Source organism: Halalkalibacterium ligniniphilum, assembly GCF_000334155.1.
Taxonomy (GTDB): domain Bacteria; phylum Bacillota; class Bacilli; order Bacillales; family Bacillaceae_D; genus Halalkalibacterium; species Halalkalibacterium ligniniphilum.
Genome location: NZ_ANNK01000095.1, coordinates 1 through 16,635, shown reverse-complemented (window position 1 = coordinate 16,635; position 16,635 = coordinate 1). Strand labels below are relative to the sequence as shown.

At 42.2% G+C, this 16,635-nt stretch carries 15 protein-coding genes and 1 pseudogene; 13 read left to right on the top strand and 3 right to left on the bottom strand.

Translation table 11 applies throughout. The features are described from left to right. The first annotated feature begins 60 nt into the window (after positions 1-60). From BLT_RS0111565 to BLT_RS0111530, 7 genes and pseudogenes are all read left to right on the top strand, one after another. The gene (locus tag BLT_RS0111565; protein WP_017727955.1) at positions 61-1,548 is read left to right on the top strand and encodes a glutamate synthase subunit beta; all 1,488 of its coding nucleotides are present in this window, start codon (positions 61-63) and stop codon (positions 1,546-1,548) included. A gap of 98 nt (positions 1,549-1,646) precedes the next feature. Then, positions 1,647-2,285 carry a YpjP family protein gene (locus BLT_RS0111560; protein WP_017727954.1) on the top strand — a complete coding sequence of 213 codons (639 nt, stop codon included), beginning with the start codon at positions 1,647-1,649 and terminating at the stop codon, positions 2,283-2,285. 213 nt (positions 2,286-2,498) lie between these two features. Continuing rightward, on the top strand, positions 2,499-2,744 hold the full coding sequence (locus BLT_RS0111555) for a hypothetical protein (protein ID WP_017727953.1): 246 nt from the start codon (positions 2,499-2,501) through the stop codon (positions 2,742-2,744). 13 nt (positions 2,745-2,757) lie between these two features. Beyond that, positions 2,758-2,937, top strand: coding sequence for a hypothetical protein (locus tag BLT_RS0111550; protein ID WP_017727952.1), 180 nt, complete (start codon positions 2,758-2,760; stop codon positions 2,935-2,937). Between the two features lie 33 nt (positions 2,938-2,970). Next, positions 2,971-3,348 (top strand): kinase-associated lipoprotein B, encoded by a 378-nt coding sequence (locus tag BLT_RS0111545; RefSeq protein WP_017727951.1) that lies wholly within the window; start codon positions 2,971-2,973, stop codon positions 3,346-3,348. 46 nt (positions 3,349-3,394) lie between these two features. Next, a pseudogene (locus tag BLT_RS21825) lies at positions 3,395-3,943 on the top strand (NADH oxidase); the annotation flags it as partial. A gap of 323 nt (positions 3,944-4,266) precedes the next feature. Next, positions 4,267-5,130, top strand: coding sequence for a methyl-accepting chemotaxis protein (locus BLT_RS0111530; protein WP_017727950.1), 864 nt, complete (start codon positions 4,267-4,269; stop codon positions 5,128-5,130). A gap of 383 nt (positions 5,131-5,513) precedes the next feature. Here BLT_RS0111530 and BLT_RS0111525 read toward each other — a convergent pair whose 3' ends face one another. After that, on the bottom strand, positions 5,514-5,873 hold the full coding sequence (locus tag BLT_RS0111525; protein WP_017727949.1) for a hypothetical protein: 360 nt from the start codon (positions 5,871-5,873) through the stop codon (positions 5,514-5,516). A 159-nt stretch (positions 5,874-6,032) separates the two neighbouring features. Here BLT_RS0111525 and BLT_RS0111520 point away from each other — a divergent pair, with 159 nt between their 5' ends. Then, positions 6,033-6,869: a pirin family protein gene (locus BLT_RS0111520; protein ID WP_017727948.1), complete on the top strand. Its 837-nt coding sequence runs from the start codon at positions 6,033-6,035 to the stop codon at positions 6,867-6,869. A 473-nt stretch (positions 6,870-7,342) separates the two neighbouring features. Continuing rightward, complete coding sequence (locus BLT_RS0111510; RefSeq protein WP_017727946.1) at positions 7,343-10,393, top strand: efflux RND transporter permease subunit; 3,051 nt, start codon at positions 7,343-7,345, stop codon at positions 10,391-10,393. A gap of 166 nt (positions 10,394-10,559) precedes the next feature. Here the strand turns inward: BLT_RS0111510 and BLT_RS0111505 are convergent, their stop codons facing one another. Further along, complete coding sequence (locus tag BLT_RS0111505) at positions 10,560-11,018, bottom strand: DUF523 domain-containing protein (RefSeq protein WP_017727945.1); 459 nt, start codon at positions 11,016-11,018, stop codon at positions 10,560-10,562. Positions 11,019-11,449: 431 nt separating this feature from the next. Between BLT_RS0111505 and BLT_RS0111500 the strand changes: the two genes are divergently transcribed. From BLT_RS0111500 to BLT_RS0111480, 4 genes are all read left to right on the top strand, one after another. Then, positions 11,450-12,391, top strand: a complete 942-nt coding sequence (locus BLT_RS0111500; RefSeq protein ID WP_017727944.1) for an MBL fold metallo-hydrolase — start codon at positions 11,450-11,452, stop codon at positions 12,389-12,391. 521 nt (positions 12,392-12,912) lie between these two features. Then, entirely contained in the window at positions 12,913-13,062 is a 150-nt protein-coding gene (locus BLT_RS24045) for a hypothetical protein (RefSeq protein ID WP_017727941.1), read from the top strand. A 420-nt stretch (positions 13,063-13,482) separates the two neighbouring features. Beyond that, positions 13,483-14,871, top strand: coding sequence for a hypothetical protein (locus BLT_RS0111485; protein ID WP_236611091.1), 1,389 nt, complete (start codon positions 13,483-13,485; stop codon positions 14,869-14,871). A 15-nt stretch (positions 14,872-14,886) separates the two neighbouring features. Next, the gene (locus BLT_RS0111480) at positions 14,887-15,825 is read left to right on the top strand and encodes a DMT family transporter (protein WP_017727939.1); all 939 of its coding nucleotides are present in this window, start codon (positions 14,887-14,889) and stop codon (positions 15,823-15,825) included. A gap of 117 nt (positions 15,826-15,942) precedes the next feature. Here BLT_RS0111480 and dapA read toward each other — a convergent pair. Next, a partial coding sequence (gene dapA, locus BLT_RS0111475) for a 4-hydroxy-tetrahydrodipicolinate synthase (RefSeq protein ID WP_017727938.1) occupies positions 15,943-16,635 on the bottom strand: 693 nt, incomplete at its 5' end.

Here is a 16,635-nt window from a genome sequence, read left to right as displayed (position 1 = left end):
CCACGCGCTTCCTGCCCATTGTGGGTATCGGAAAATAGATGGAAGGTTGGAGTGATTGCAATGGGGAAACCAACAGGATTTATGGAATACAAACGAGAAACTTCTCCGAAGAAAGACCCATTTGAGCGGACAAAGAACTGGCAAGAGTTTCAAATCATGATGCCAGAAAGTGCTTTGCGCAAGCAAGGTGCTCGCTGTATGGACTGTGGTGTGCCTTTTTGTCAAGCGGGTACAACCATGGTTGGCTCTGGCGAAATTGGCTGCCCAGTTTACAACTTAATCCCAGAATGGAACGATCTCGTTTATCGAGGAAAATGGAAGGAAGCACTTGAGCGTCTTCATAAAACAAATAACTTCCCGGAATTTACTGGACGTGTATGCCCTGCTCCATGTGAAGGCTCATGTACGGTCGCAATTTCAGATGACCCTGTTTCGATCAAGAGCATTGAATATTCGATCGTTGAACGTGGCTTCAAGGAAGGATGGATTAAAGCCAACCCTCCAAAAACCAGAACCGGAAAACGTGTTGCTGTTGTTGGTTCAGGACCAGCAGGACTCGCAGCGGCTGCTCAATTGAACAAAGCAGGCCACACTGTAACCGTATTTGAAAGAGAAGATCGAATTGGCGGATTACTTACGTACGGGATTCCTGATGTGAAGCTTGCCTACGCAGTAGTACAGCGCCGCGTCAACATTCTTGAAGAAGAAGGCGTCATTTTTAAAACAAACACGGAAATCGGCAAGGATCTCCCTGTTGCTCAGCTTAAATCTGACTTTGATTCTGTGATCTTATGTACAGGTGCGACAAAGCCTCGCGATGTGGAAGTTGAAGGCAGAGACTTGGCTGGTATTCACTTTGCAATGGATTTTCTAACAGCGAATACAAAGAGCTTATTAAACTCTAATCATCGTGATGGAAAATACATTTCAGCTGAAGGAAAAAATGTCATCGTGATCGGTGGAGGGGATACAGGTGCTGACTGTATTACAACCTCTATTCGTCACGGCGCTAAGTCCATTACGCAATTTGACATAAACCGCGAGAAGAGTGAAACACGCCTTGGTAATAATCCGTGGCCACTTTTCCCAATTGTACATTCTTTAGAAGATGCGCATAAGGAAGCGAAAGCCGTGTACGGAAATGACCCACGCGCGTACCAAGTCATGACAACAAAATTTGTCGGTGATGGGAACGGACAGGTAAAAGAAATTCACACGATCGCAGTTGAAACGACGTTTGACGAACAAGGCAACAAAGTACGTGTTGAAATTCCGGGCACCGAGAAGGTATGGCCTGCAGACCTTGTACTCCTTGCTGTTGGTTTTACAGGTCCTGAGCAAGAAATCATCCGTCAATTGGAGCTTGAAACAGACAATCGTTCCAATATCAAAGCAACATACGGAAAATATCAAACAAGTGTAGAAGGCGTTTTTGCGGCAGGTGATAACCGCCGTGGACAAAGCCTTGTTGTTTGGGCCATTCATGAGGGACGTGAAGCGGCTCGTGAGTGTGATCGATTCTTGATGGGTTCTTCGAATCTACCATAATCATTCAAAAACTTGTTACGTATTTGTAATGGTATTTTTATAGCTTTCATGCGAAAATATAGATAAGATCTAGTTTCCATGAAAGGGCGTAGTCGGCGATGATCACATGGTTAAAACGAGGGCTTCTCGTGTCGACAGCAATCGTGACCCTCGGTCTTATTGCACCACCTGACATAGGGAGGGATGCACAAGCAGCGGCATTGCCCAAGTCGGAAAGCACGAATACGGAGAAGCCTTATATTTATAAGGTTGATTCGAACTCATATGCGTTGTATGAGGCGGTTCTTCCCGTTCAAACGGATGATTACATTCACCGCGGGGATGCGGCGACGCTGAATGCTTTTGCTGATACGGTCATTGAGCAAACCTACGAGCAAAGTCTACTAAAGTTTGGCGATGTGATTGCAGCGAAAATCGGCCAAACCTTTGAAGCGGAAATATTGACTCGGTTGAAAGATGTGATCATACATGAAACAGAGGGGCTGTCAATGGATCAGCTACAAAGTTTAACCCTCTCGGATGACCCTTCAGCAGGATTAGGTGAAAAGATCATTCATCTGTATGACACATCAACAGGTCAAGACCTTTTGCGCTTTCACGTTCGTCGCGATCAACCGCCGAAACAAGGCTATTGGTTCAATTTTCATTATCATTCCGATAAAGACGCATTTGAAGGCCATCACGAGCTTGGTAGCATCTACTGGGGCAAAAATATGCCCCCGTATTGGATGGCATAAGGGACCGCAGTATGCGGTCTTTTTGCGTTAGTTATAGAAAACGAGATCTGCACAACAGGATAGATAAAAGGAAGCATTGGCTGGTAGAGGGGTGTAAGCCTCCCAGCAATAGGATTCATAAGATGTTCCCATTTCAATTTCTCCAAACATCGTTGCTTTTGGTACGATAGTAGTATCAGCAAAAACGAATAGAGTAATTGGGGGGAATTTCATATGTCGGTGACCAAAAAGACTAAATCACCTGTAATAAAATGGGCGATCCGCCTTGGCTTAGCATACATCGGCCTTTTAGCCTTAACCCTCGCTGTTGCGATTATTGTTATTTTTGTCACCTTTACGTTTGTCATTATTGACGCTGTGACAGATTCAGATTCACTTGGGGTTTTTGCAGAGACGTATTTCGTTCCTGTCTCTGAATTTATGTGGGACTTGTTTACATCCCTCGTTCCAGGATTATAATGGAGGTGACATGATGTCGAGTGATATTATCGTCGTCCTAACGGCATTTGGCTTTTTTCTACTCATCGGTGTATTTGGGGCGATTGGCATTTACAGCGTTCTTCATGGCAAAAAACAACGGGCAAAATGGTCTTTTGCAATCGGTTTTGCATGCATCGCTGTCTATCTTGTTAGCATGTTTACACGAATATAGCGATTCATTAAATGGAAGAGGGGAGAAGGAGCAATGAATGTTGGTGATTATGTACGTGGAGTTTATAAAACAGGAGTCTACGGTGGAGAATTACTGGAGTTAGAGCCTGAAAAACAAAGAGCCCTTGTAAAGGTCTTAGCCGTATTCAAGCATCCAACCCAAGGAGATCTGCACAATCCAAAGCAGATTAATGTGCCGTTGTTTCACCAACGAAAAGCATTGGCGCAATATGAAAAAGCTTGGATGCCCTTGTCTTCGTTAAAAAAGCTCGAAGAGGACCTGCCAGCTTACAAGGACTCCCTGAAAACAGCACTGCAGAAACAAAAAGAAGCACTGGCAGAAGAAGCAAGCCCTTGGGCAGAGCAATCATTGGTGCAATTAGAAGAGCTCGAGAAAGAGTACGGACTTTGAGGTTCGTGCTTTTTTGTTATTTAGGATATAGATTATTAGTGTTCAATTAAGTGGTCAAGTTGATATGCTTGCAAATGGTGCAATCATTGTAATGAATATATGCAAACAAGCAAAGAGAATGTGTATGCTGCTGGAGATAGTTGTGCTGTTTTTTATAATCCAGCAAAGCAACTTGCCTATTCCACTTGCAACAAATGCGGTTCGAATGGGAGCATTGGTAGCAAAGAATTTAACAAACCCAACTGTACTGTACGATATATGGGAACTCAAGGAACATCTGCACTCAAAATCTATAATCTTAAATGGCTTCAACAGGATTAACAGAAAATGCAGCTAGTTTTTTCGGAATGAATGTGAAAACTATCACAATTACTGATGCAAATCTTCCTGAATTTATGCCTGGTGCAGAGAAAGTTAGATTAAAGGTCGTATATGAAGAAACGACGAATCGAATTGTTGGTGCACAATTATTATCCAAAGCAGATGTTACTCAAGCGCGATTAATACGATATCCGTTTGTATTCAAAATGAAATGACTGTTGGGGAATTAGCGTTTGTGGATTTCTTTTTCCAACCGCATTATAATAAGCCATAGAATTTTCTAAATCAAGCAGGCTTAAAAGCCATTAATTCTTAAATAATCAAAACCACCCGTGATCAATCATGGCTGGTTTTGATTATTTGACATTACAATGGGAAATTACCGATAAAATAGGGGCGATTTTTGATAAGAGTGAGACCAAAAAGTATATCATTTGAAATAATTTTGTTAATATTAATAGTGTAATAGAATTTTGTATAATAAAGTCGGAATACAACCGATATATCTTACAACGATTAATAATTACATTTGAACGTATGAGAAGTTTTCTAACATATCGGGCTTACATAAAATAAATATATTTAGGGGATAAAATAATGACTGTACACCAGCTAGTCCTTGATGAAAAACAAATGTTCACTGCTATGGAGCAATCGTTTGCGATGATCACCTTTGATCCACTTGGGAATATTTCATGGATAAATAATAATTTTTCCCAAGTGATGGGCTATAAAATGAGTGAGATACAAGGTAGACACCATAGGCAACTATGTTCTGCTGAGTTCAGAAATAGTCAAGAATATGTGGATTTCTGGGACAATTTACGTAATGGTAAGGCATTTCATGATAAAGTGAAACGGATTACAAAAGATGGACAAATTGTGTGGCTGGAAGCATTTTATACTCCCGTGTTAGCTTCAAATGGGCAAGTACAAGCTGTTGTTAAGATAGCAACGGACATTACTGACCGCCAAACTGTGTTGCAGAAGAGTATCGCTGAATTTACTGCTGTTGTTGAGGAAATGATCTCCAGTACGAATAACGTTCACGATGCATCGCAAACCATTGTTAATGATATGGAATCACTTAATAAAGAATCAGAGATTGTTAACAATTATGTAGCAAAGATACAATCGGTAGCTTCTTTTGTTAAAGAGATCGCTACGCAATCCAACTTAATTGGATTAAATGCCTCGATTGAAGCGTCGAGGGCAGGAGAACATGGGCGTAGCTTTGCAGTTGTTGCGAATGAAGTGAGAAAGATGGCTGACAAAAGTAAGGATTCTGCGAATGATATTTCAGATCAAATAAATGAGATTTTACATTCATTATCGGTCATGGTAGAAATGATGCAAACTGTTTCTACAAAAATAGAAAATAATTCGGCGTCAATTAATGAACTCAAAAAAGCCTATGAACAGATTGCTCAAATTGCCGAAGAGCTTTCAACCATTATGTGATATTCGGATGAATTTTATGACTCAGTTTAGAAAAGGGTTCTGAGTAAAAAACGCAGCATGCTTTAGGGTATTTATGATTATTTAGGTCATTGATGAAACATTAAAGGGACAAAAAAACAAAAAGGAAGTCATATAGACCATCACAACATGTTGATGGATATGAAGGTTTCTTAGATAATTATCAATGATGAAAGTCATCCTGATTATACAATGGTATAACAAGGACGTGTTTGTTTAATATCCAATTTTTTAAGGAATAAACCATTATAATGTTCCAGTTGTTATAAAATAAGAAGTTTAGAAAGTCTAAAGAAGTCTTTTGGCTTACTTAAATAGCGGCGAAAGGGACCCTTCAAAATAAAAATCTCCTTTTCATTTAGCATTCAACTCTGCGAAACCCGATAAACAGCTTTTTCCGTATAAATCTTCACAACCTCCCCGTCCTTGGATAACTGAAAATTATCATATAGAGGAATTTCAAATCGGTTTTGTGGCAGCGGCATGTTTCGGTCTTCTCCTTGAATGTGGCCGTTACCCATGAGGATCAGCTCCTGATTTGGTACATAGCCATCAGGATCCTCTTCGCTCCTTTGAGAAAGGGAGACTTCCTCCAGGCTAATCGTTACATCATCAAAATCAGTGACGTCATCCGTTCCTGTTGAATGCTCCGCCTTTTGTATATGCAACGATTGGCCTTTTTTAGCCTCAAACCATTCTGTTAATTCATCAATCATGTCGTTCATGTTGTCCCTCCGTTCACTCTTTATCGTTTGATAGTATGTTCCGTCCTTTATTCTTTCATCCTGTCTTTAAATGAAAATACGATGAGCAAACTGTTTGCATGTATTTGTGATTTGGTTTTAGATAAAAGGTGAAGGATGATAGATAAGGGAGTGGTTGCAATGGCAGGTAATGAACGAGGGATTAAACGCGTATGGAACGTGACTCATCAGCAACAGGGTGCTGGACATAAGCAAGGCTTCGTCCTTGAGCCGGGTCACTGGTCTGATTTCGATCCATTTTTGCTGATGGCGGAGGACTGGTTTCAGAGAGGAACGTTTGGCTTTCACCCTCACCGTGGCATTGAAACGGTGACGTATGTGATTGATGGAGAGCTGGAGCATAAGGATAACAAAGGTGGATCGGGTCTTTTAAAAGCAGGCGATGTCCAGTGGATGACGGCAGGTAGCGGAATTCTTCATGCGGAGGAACCTGTGGAAGGGAGCACGGTTCACAGCTTGCAGCTTTGGGTCAATTTGCCAAAAGCAAGTAAAATGGCAGCACCACGTTATCAGGACTTAACCCAAAATGACCTCCCCGTCATTGAAGAAGAAGGGGCGACAGTCAGGCTTTTTTCTGGCTCGTACCGTGATGTTCAATCAAAGACAGAAAACTATGCACCGGTGACGATGATCGAAATGACGCTTGAACGCGGAGCAACGCTTTCTCCTACGATTCCAGCTAGCTATAATGGCTTCCTTTATGTTCTTGAAGGTGAGGGAGCGTTCGGTAAGGATCGTGTAAAAGGGGAGAAGCAACAGGTACTATGGCTCGGAAAAGGGGAGAATGAAGGGGGAGACAGCTCTATTCGTATTGAGAGTGAAGAGCGATTGCGTGTTCTTCTTTATGCAGGTGAGCCGATTGGAGAACCTGTTGTTGCGAGAGGACCATTTGTCATGAATTCTGAAGAAGAAATTAGACAGGCGTACGAGGATTTTTACAACGGTAAGTTTAATTAAGTATAATTTCATTGCTAAGGGATGAGGGTACTGGACAAGGCTAGCTTGTCGGTGCTCTTTTTTGTTGATGAAATGATATTTACATCGTTCAGGAAAATGAATGTAAACTCCTTGTATCTGCACTCTGTTAGGCTACCGACTCAAATCAATACGAGGCTGGGACATAACGAACGTGTATGATTGAAAAAGCGAACAATGCACAACCTTAGCGGAGTATATTTCCGAAGCGATTTCTATGCATCGACGATCATGACGTTCGGATTTCTCTTCAATAAAAACTCTTTTGTCCCAGCCCCGTGATCTGTTTCAGTTTTCCCTTTCACGCTCGTCTGCTTCAAAAGCTACATCCATGGAACGAAAAGCTTCTCCGTCTCTAGGCTGAATTTCATAGTAAATATGAAATTTTTGGTGACATTGTGGGAGATGAAAGATTATACTCATACTGACAGTTTTTGGAGAGGAGAGAAGCTAAATTGAAGTGGTTACATTTTTTGTTAAATAGAAAGTTAATTGTTTGCCTAGCTGTAGCGCTTATCTTATTCGTTGGTGGCTATGGTTTGACGAAGCTGCATTTGGAACTGATGCCAAAAGTCACATTAGACGGTGGGGTGTCAACGCTCTACGCTGGAAGCACGAGTACGCTAGAGCTTGAAGGGATTGCAGAGAACTTAGAACGGCGGGTGAGCTTGCTCGATCATGTTGAAACATATACGTCCACCACGTCAGAAGGAATGATTGAATTTCAAGTGATGTTTGAGGAAGGGAAGGGCGGCATCGCCTTCCCTAATTTCGAGCAAACGGTTCAGCAACTCCAAGTGGAGTATCCGCAAATTGAAGATCATATGACATATGAATGGTCTCTTGGAGGGACAGATAGTTATTTTCTTGACTTGTACGGAGAAGACATAGACGCATTATCTCAAAAAGCGCTTCAAGTGATTAAGCCTCGGTTTGAAGCATTGCCTGAAGCTGGGGTTGTTACCGTGATGGGTGTGACAGAAAGGGAAGTGACCATTTACTGGGATGAACAAACCTTGCGTGAAAATGGGACGGATCCTATCGCAATAAGTCAACGGATTCAAGAAGAGAACGTGAATGAAGTATTAGGATCGGTCGAGTTGAATGGGGAACAAGCACAGATCCGTTGGCAACAAGGGTTTACAAAGGAAGACGATATTAAGACGTTAACCGTAATGACAAACGACGGACAAAAGGAACTGCAGGATCTCGTTACGTTTTCATTTGCTAGAGAAGGTGACCGCGTTCCAACGGCATGGCGAAATGGAGATGCCGATTATATCTCGATTTTTATTTCACCCTCCTCGCAAGAAACAGATGTATCTCTTGCAGCCGCAGCAAGAGAGGAATTGAAGAGCATTCAGGATGAGAACATTTTAGGGGATGCCATATTGGAAGAGCAAGTGGCAGTCGGGGATTTCATTACTCGTTCGATTGAAGATGTATCGACGAATGTGTTAATTGGCGGTCTGCTTTCAATATTGATTATGTTGTTGTTCTTGAAAAATATTAAAGCAACAGCAATTATTTCTCTGTCGATCCCAACCTCAATTCTTTTAACGTTTGCGCTTATGTGGTATCTCGACTATTCGATTAATATGGTTACGTTAATTGGATTAGGGCTGGGAATTGGGATTATGATTGATGCATCGATCGTTATTTTGGAATCGATTGTCCGAAATCTTCAAGACGGCTTGCCGTTACGTAACGCCGTTGTTCGAGGAACAAAAGAAGTTAGTTCGGCGGTCATTGCGTGCGTATTAACGACGATTGTTGTATTTATTCCGATCGGTATGATTAGTGGAGATCTTGGTCAAATCTTTGTGGTGCTCGGGGCTGTCATTGTCATATCTCTCGTAAGCTCGGTGTTGATTTCCTTTACGCTTATTCCTGTTTTAGCAGACAGATGGTTGACGAAACCGCTACGTAAAAAGACAGAAGAGCCCCGTCTCATTCGTGGCTATGGCTCCGTCATTGAGTGGGTGTCAAAAAAGGTATGGCGTAGCATTGCCGTCATTGGCCTGTTTTTTGCGATTTTTGCAGGCTCTCTTTTCTTATTAACGGCGATTCCGACAGGACTAATGCCAGATGTGTACGACCGACAGGCAGAAGTTGTGGTAATGCTAGAGCCTGGCGTGTCTCGTGACGAGCGTGAAAATGTAGCTGATGCGATCCATGAAAAACTCCAAACCGTTGAGGACGTTGACCATTATATGGTCCTCCTCTTTGGAAGCAACACGCTCTACAGCTTTATTAACATGACACCAGAGTCTGAGGCGACGATGACACAAAGTGAAGTAAATGAAACGATTCTAGACCGCTTAGAAGAATTGCAAGATTCCTATCCGGTTGTCCAGGTCGGATCGGCCATGGACGCAGGAGGGGTAAGTGAAGACATTTCATTAACTGTGAAGGGAGATTCGATTGAAACATTAATAAATGTAGCCGAGGAAGTTATAGAGGAGCTAGAAGCTTATCCAGCGCTACGGAACATTCGCCATTCGATGGAATCGAATCAGCAAGTTCTTCAAGTCGAATTAAACGAAAGCGAGATCGAAGGTGCTGCCATTGTTCCGTCCAATATAAGGCAATCGATTTCCATGCTGTTTGCCCGTCAGCCTGTAGGGTTGATGAAGGACGGATCTGACGATGTGGCGATTTATTTAGAGAGAGAAGAGAAAATCGAGACACTTGAACAGCTTCGTCAGGTGGAGTGGCTAACGCCTGAAGGGATGAAACCGATCTCTGACTTTGTTCAATTCGAAGAGGTAACAGCTCCTTTACAAATCACTCGTGTGGACGGAGACCGGGTTCTATCCGTTAGTGCAGAGTTTCTAGGTGAAGATTTAGGGAGCATCCGCACGTTTATGGAAGAGGTGATTGCATCTGTCGACGTTCCTGCTGGTTATGAACTGGAGCTAAGCGGGCAGCTTGAACAGCAAGGCGAAGCATTTACTGAGCTGTTTATCGTTCTTGTGCTGGCGATTTTCCTCGTATTCCTTGTCATGGCAATTCAATTTAACAGTCTTTTACAACCGATTATTGTCATGTCTGTTATTCCACTTACCTTTACGGGCGTGTTACTAGGTTTGTTCCTCTTACAGAAGGAGCTAAATATGCTTTCTGGGATTGGCATGGTGATTTTAATCGGGGTCATTTTAAATAACGCAATCTTGCTCATTACGAGGATTAATCAGCTTCGAGAAGTGGGTGTCACAAGTGAAGCTGCCCTTATTCAAGCAGGAAAAGATCGTCTACGTCCGATCTTTATGACGACGTTTACGACGGCAGCAGGTATGCTTCCTTTAGCGTTAGCGACAGGAGGAGCGAGTACGTACCAATCACCGTTAGCTATTGTGATTATATCAGGTTTGTTATTTGGTACAGGTATTACTCTTATCCTTATTCCGGCGATCTATTCTGTCGTCGATAAAAGTATTGTAAGGATAAAAGGATTGAAAAGACGGGGGAGCAAAATGGACGAAAAAGAACAGGCAACTGTGTAACAAAGAACACGGGTCACGGACATTTTCTGTGACTCGTGTTTTTATGGGGTCCTCATGTAACTCAATTTCCATCATTTTGAAGGAAATACGAGAGAAAGCTGAGAAGAAATGACTCGTGTTTTTGATTCTTGCCAATGGAGGCGAACACTCCACAAGAAAAGTAAAGCTAGCTTATCCTCGCTGCAAGCTCCCTTTCAGAAATGACCTGAAACCCTTCTTTTCTTAGTAATGCTGTCGTGACACCCTCGCCAACCCTTTTGGCATTGGAGAAGCTACCGTCATGAATCATGCCGCTGCCACAGGAAGGACTGTATTCTTTTAAGACGATGCAAGTGGCTTGGACTTGCTTGGCGAGCTCTAACGTTTTATAGGCTCCGGCTACATAGAGGGAGGTGACATCGTTTCCTGATTTTTCAATCACCTTTGCTTTTCCGGTTAGGACATCTTCTCCTCTGCCGCCTATAATTTCAGCTGGCTCCCTTGGTGTCGAGAAGCCTCCTAACAGCTCTGGGCATACCATAACTGCCTTGTTTTGCTTCACTAACTCTTCCACTTTTTTTATAAGACTGTGTGTACCGTTGTATCGGCATTCTGAGCCAGCGAGACATGAGCTGACGACAATCATTTTGATTCCCCTCCAGAGAGACTTTTTCCATTCACAATACGAATTGATCAAGAACTAGCATGAAAAAACCAAGAACTTTACCTGAATATAGCAAATTCGAATGAGTCTTGCAATATAGTCAATTGAACATATGCAAGGAAGGATAGAGAGTGTTCCATGGCAAAGTCAGCCTATGTGTAAGAATAGCATCTTTTTTTGTTGTTCAATCGTTTGGAGATTTTTAGAGAAGGGACAGGTTCTTAATTGTGCCGAAAGGGAAAAAGCCAGAATCATTACGAGTTTTTCGGGAAAAGCCAAGCCAGTAATGAATCTGTGTCCGTGAATAACGGAACCTAAAGGAAGCATTAAATAAGTGTGAAGGCATATTACTTTACAAGAAAGCAAATTGAAGTGTACGTTTAACTAGAGACTATTTATAGAAGGAATGAAAAATGAAAAGAACCCGATACACGAACTATGACGATATAGACAACCGAAAATCCTTTTCCGATATGCTTCGCTGGTTTAAAGAAAGAAGAGCGAAGCAAAAAGACCTTTCAACTCACATTCCACATGCGAAAGAAAAGCAGGTTGCAAAACTGAAGCAAAACCGAAGCAACTTTTCGATAACGTGGGTCGGTCATGCGACGTTTCTTATTCAAATGAACGGCTTGAACATTTTAACCGATCCGGTGTGGGCACAGCGGATGGGGGTTCAAACAAGGCTCACAGAACCAGGACTCCTTATGAGCGAGCTGCCGGATATTGACCTAGTCGTCATTTCACACGGGCACTATGACCATTTGGACTTCGCCTCGATCCGAAAGCTAAGGGGAAATCCGACCTTTTATGTTCCGACTGGCTTAAAATCTGCTTTTACGCGCAGGGGCTATAAAAAGGTCGTGGAAGCGAACTGGTGGGAGGGTTTTATTCAGGAGAATGAAACCGTGAAGCTATCCTTTGTTCCGGCTCAGCACTGGACAAAAAGAACGCTGTTCGATACAAACACGTCCCATTGGGGTGGCTGGGTGCTTGAAGATTTGCGCAGCAAAAGATCGGTTTATTTCGTCGGTGATACAGGCTATTTCCATGGCTTTATTGACATTGGGGAACGCTTTGACATCGACGTTGTCTTAATGCCGATTGGGGCATATGAGCCGGAATGGTTTATGGAAGCCTCGCACATTAATCCAGAGGATGCAATCAAAGCATTTATGGAGTTAAACGGCAACCTTTTTATTCCAATGCATTATGGAGCTTACCGCCTAGCTGATGACACAGGCCCTGAAGCGTTGGCGCGCTTGCACAAGGAGTGGGAGCGACTCCAATTACCACAGGAGCAGCTCTCTGTTTTAGCAATCGGAGAAACATTGTGGTTTGAACGAGGTGAATAATTTCAGAAGAATTTCAAAAAGGTTTGTTCGAAGGAATGTCCATTGCCTACGAAAGAATGATAATTGAGTTGGAATTTATCTTAAAATCAGACGACAATGACAAGATGCTTCATTTAGATAGGATCTCGGAAAAGTATCAAAAAAATGGGACAATTGCTTAAAGGAAAATTTCAAGAGGATGAAGTTGGTTTTAGAAGTGGATATTTTCAAGGGGAAATGTCTGCTTACTAAATGGTTGGAGAAGAAATTAAAATCATTTTTAATCGAAACGATTAATATAACTGAAGATTGATTTTTACTCTGTGAAAAGGGGATGGAGCTTTCGTTCACATTCCCTCAGTTGAAATGGATAGAGAGATTCTAACAAACGAATAATACTTTATCGATTAAAAAAGCTTGGAATGTATAAGATTCTAAGCTTTTTATTTTCACGTTTCATACGCTTCACTCACCAAATCTATTGATGTATGATTCATCTACAAATAGGGTACCTTACAGGTAGAACGAGGGAGGCGATGATTTTGGAGCGAATGTCAGACCGTTATACAACGGCAGAGCTAAATCCGGAAATGCTATCAAAGGTAAAGGCGCTAGAAGAGGAAATACAAGCTGTCACAAATCGTGAAGTGATCATTATTGCCTATGAAGAAAGTGTACATAATGCGACGTGAAGACCGTGATTGCGGTCTTTTTAATGTGGAAAAGGGGACGGAGCTTCAGTGCAAGTTGATAAAACAATGATGGCCTTTCGCTCACACCACCTTAATTGAAATGGTACACAGAATGACCTGACGAACTCGTTTTCATTCGAGTGGGAAGAATGAGCCGTTCTTGCGGATTTGAGTGGAAAAGGGGACGGAGCTTCAGTGCAAGTTGATAAAACAATGATGGCCTTTCGCTCACACTCATTTATTGAGAGGTCGCTCAGCGTTACTTGACGGACTCGTCTCCATTCAAATGAGAAGAGGGATCCGCTCATGCAGGATTCTGTGAAGAGTATGAAATCAAATTGCTTCGTATATCGAAAGGTGATGAAGTCACAATAACGTGATAAAATGGAAAAGGATACCTGTGAAAAAGAGATAAAGGGGATGACAACAACGGAACAACACCCATTTATTCGATTGTTAGGTGGAGTCTGTTACATAACGGTACTCTTTTATTTGTTTCATTTGTTTTTTCCAAGTGACATGATCATACTGATTTCTAGTATTCTAGCAGCAATTTTACTCGGCAGTACGCTTTTCTTTGTTTCTACATTCAGTCGCATCATTGTCATTATCCTCGTAACGGTAGGAGGCTTTTGTTTTTATGTAGAGGGTACGCCCTTAGACGATGCCCTCCTTGGTTTTGGACGAAACATTAATCTGCTTTCTTTGTTTCTTCTCATCCCTTTAATTGGAACCTTTATGTCAATTGCTGGCTATTTGTCCCTTTTGAAAGAGCAGGTACAGAAGCGACAGAAGGAAGGCGGAGCATCTCATCCATATCGGCTGAGCTTTTTGCTAACGATATTAATCGGTGTACTATTAAACTTTGGTTCCATGCCAATTGTGAAAAAAATAGTAGAAGGAAGCTTTTCATCCTACCAAGACCAAAAGCTCACCTTGACGATTATGCGAGCATTCGGATTTTGTATTTTTTGGTCCCCTTACTTTGTCAATGTTGGGATTGTTCTTGTGCTGTTCGATTTGTCTTGGTTTGAAATAGGCGGATATGGTTTCGCTATGGGTCTTGTCTACATCGTCGTTTGCTTACTCATGTTTAAACAAATTTCTTTCCCCAATGATCCGATCATTGAGAAAGAGCTACAATTTGATGAATCAGTAGACTCTGGGCGTTCTTTGATGCCTCTTTTTAGTTTTTCGCTCGTTTTAATTGTCCTGTCCTTTTCATTGGACATTCTCTTAGAGGTGAATATGCTTACGATTGTTTGCGTGTTAGCGCTCGTTTTACCGTTTTTTTGGGCGATAATTGCCAAAAGTTTATCAGATTATTTATTGGCTGTGTCTGAGCAGGTGCAATCATCTTTTTTTAGGTTAAAAAATGAAATTGCTGTTTTTATTAGTGCTGGATTTTTTAGTGTTGCTATAGCTGAAACAGAGATTGGCGCCTATGGTTCTGCCTTTCTTTACGAGGCGTCTTTCGGTTCCGTCTTTATATTGAGCTATTTACTCATTGCGTTTGCGATTTTGCTTGCTCAAATAGGGGTGCATCCTGTCATTATCGTGAGCGGAATTGGAAGTACGCTCACGCCGTCTACTTTTGGAGTTAGCAGCGAGTATTTAGCACTTGTGATGATCATTGCTTGGGCCTTGGCTACACAACTGTCTCCGTTTTCAGGCCAGGTATTGATGGCCTCAAGACTGATAAACAAATCAACGGGTGTGATTGTCAAACAGAATGTACGATTTATTGCCATTTTATCGATATTACTAACAGCAATCGTCTATTGCTTTCATTTATTCGGTTGGGTCTAGAAGGGAAGAATCTCGGTGAAACAAGCACCAATTTGGCTTATTTATAGTTTGTTGTTTCTTGTCATGATTATCTGGGGATTGAATGTCGTTATGCTAAAGGTGTTAGTTGAGGTATTCCCTCCAGCAACGATGACGGCCTTTCGGATCATGACGGCAGGCTTGGTTGTCCTTCTTCTCGTTGTGATGCTTCGTTCCTTTAAGCGGCTGACAAAGAAAGAGTGGGGATATGTGATTGTGGGAACGATTCTTGGCGTGTACGGGCATCACTTCTTTTTGTCATTTGGCTTAACGATGACCACCGCGTCAAACGCAGTTCTTATTCTTGCGCTCGTTCCATTAACCACGTCCTTATTTGCAATTCTTTTCCTTAACGATTATCTGACAAGAATAAGATTTCTCGGAATTATTCTTGGTTTATCAGGTGTATTCGTTATTTTAGCCCTTGGAGAAGGAGGGTTTTCAGCCGTCAGTCAAGGGGATCTTTTTGTGTTTATTTCTATGTTTGTGCAAGCGTTAAGCTTCATTTTTATTAAAAAAGCGACACGCACCCTCGATGCAAAACAAATGACAGGAATGATGCTGTTTATTGGTTCATTGCTGTTATTTGGAACGAGCCTTTATATAGAACCAAGTGGACTTCAAGGGATGACGGAGGGAACGGCTTGGTTGTGGTTTATCTTCTTTTTTTCAGCCGTTATTGCGACAGGACTTGGGCATGTATTTTTTAATGAAGCGATTCACCGACTCGGTGCTGGTCAGACAGCCATTTTTAACAATTTCGTTCCTTTTTTTGGGTTAATTTCATCAGCTGTGTTTTTAGATGAGGCGATTTATCCTTCACAGGTGCTTGGCCTCGTTCTGATTGTAGGAGGGGTTTTACTTGGCACAGGCCATGTGGATGCTTACCTGTTACAGAAAAAACAGAAAATGACGGTGAATGAAAAAAGCATGTGATGCCATGGCACCACATGCTTATTCTGCGTTAAGAAAGGATACACTCGCTGATGTCTAGCTCCAGGCGCCAACGGCTCAAGTAACGAGGCGGACACCTTCAGTTTTTCTGAAATTAAATTAGCTTACAAAAAAGCTGACAGACGGCTGCATGACAAGCTGTAGCTGCTGCTTTTGTTCAGCAGTAAGGGGGACGAGGGGTAATCGCACTGAACCTACAGGAACACCTTGCATTTCAAGCGCTTCTTTTACAGCGGTTGGATTTGGTGCAATAAAGATTGTCTTCATTAATGGTAAAAGCTGACGATGCTGTTGAGCAGCAGCTTGAACCTGACCAGCTGTAAAATTACGGACCATTTGCTGCATTTCATTTCCGATCACATGTGATGCGACGGAAACGACACCTGTACCGCCAATGGCTAGGATTGGAAGAGTTAAGCTATCATCTCCGCTATAGAGAGAAAAGCCTTCTGGAGCCCGCTCAATAATTTCTGCCATGGCATCTAAATCACCACTTGCTTCTTTTGTCGCAACAATGTTTTTTATTTCCGCGAGGCGCAAAGTGGTTTCCACATCAATGTTCACAACGCTACGACCAGGAATGTTGTAAATCATGACAGGTAGCTTTGTGGACTCGGCGATGACTTTAAAATGCTGGTAGAGCCCTTCTTGTGACGGCTTGTTGTAATAAGGAGCCACAAGCATAATTCCATCGACGCCGATTTCTTCGGCTTTTTTTGTTAATTCAATCGATGCGGCCGTGTTATTTGAGCCTGTCCCGGCAATAACCGGCACCCGTCCATTAACTGTTTC

What these genes read in the sequence shown, in the direction of transcription:
- BLT_RS0111525 (WP_017727949.1), bottom strand. Translation starts at nt 5,873, where the DNA reads ATGAACGACATGATTGATGAATTAACAGAATGGTTTGAGGCTAAAAAA.
- BLT_RS0111520 (WP_017727948.1), top strand. Translation starts at nt 6,033, where the DNA reads ATGGCAGGTAATGAACGAGGGATTAAACGCGTATGGAACGTGACTCAT.
- BLT_RS0111545 (WP_017727951.1), top strand. Translation starts at nt 2,971, where the DNA reads ATGAATGTTGGTGATTATGTACGTGGAGTTTATAAAACAGGAGTCTAC.
- BLT_RS0111550 (WP_017727952.1), top strand. Translation starts at nt 2,758, where the DNA reads ATGTCGAGTGATATTATCGTCGTCCTAACGGCATTTGGCTTTTTTCTA.
- BLT_RS0111505 (WP_017727945.1), bottom strand. Translation starts at nt 11,018, where the DNA reads ATGATTGTCGTCAGCTCATGTCTCGCTGGCTCAGAATGCCGATACAAC.
- BLT_RS0111500 (WP_017727944.1), top strand. Translation starts at nt 11,450, where the DNA reads ATGAAAAGAACCCGATACACGAACTATGACGATATAGACAACCGAAAA.
- BLT_RS0111485 (WP_236611091.1), top strand. Translation starts at nt 13,483, where the DNA reads ATGACAACAACGGAACAACACCCATTTATTCGATTGTTAGGTGGAGTC.
- BLT_RS0111555 (WP_017727953.1), top strand. Translation starts at nt 2,499, where the DNA reads ATGTCGGTGACCAAAAAGACTAAATCACCTGTAATAAAATGGGCGATC.
- BLT_RS0111530 (WP_017727950.1), top strand. Translation starts at nt 4,267, where the DNA reads ATGACTGTACACCAGCTAGTCCTTGATGAAAAACAAATGTTCACTGCT.
- BLT_RS0111565 (WP_017727955.1), top strand. Translation starts at nt 61, where the DNA reads ATGGGGAAACCAACAGGATTTATGGAATACAAACGAGAAACTTCTCCG.
- BLT_RS0111560 (WP_017727954.1), top strand. Translation starts at nt 1,647, where the DNA reads ATGATCACATGGTTAAAACGAGGGCTTCTCGTGTCGACAGCAATCGTG.